A 246-nucleotide genomic window follows, 5' to 3' on the forward strand; every position below is an offset into this window, starting at 1 on the left:
GTTGCCCATAGAGCAGGACAATGGCCGCGAGCGGCAGCAGCGCGAAGGCCGGGTGCAGGCCGGTCAGGAAGAAGCTGGCCACCCCGATTGCGATCAGGACCAGCCGCATCACCACCGACACCCGCCGCGCCAGATACCCGACGAGCCCAGCCGAGATCAGGAAGACCGAAGCCACGCCGCCGATGATGGCCGCGCCGATCTCGACCAGGGTTCCTTGCAGAAGGAAGGCAGGGTTCAGGACGAAGG

Annotated in this window: 1 protein-coding gene; it reads right to left on the reverse strand. The window is 66.7% G+C overall.

Annotated elements, in window-relative coordinates; translation table 11 throughout:
* A partial coding sequence (locus A3764_RS25045; RefSeq protein WP_201722386.1) for a hypothetical protein occupies positions 1-246 on the reverse strand: 246 nt, incomplete at both ends.

Source organism: Sulfitobacter sp. HI0129, from assembly GCF_001635395.1.
Lineage (GTDB): Bacteria > Pseudomonadota > Alphaproteobacteria > Rhodobacterales > Rhodobacteraceae > Sulfitobacter.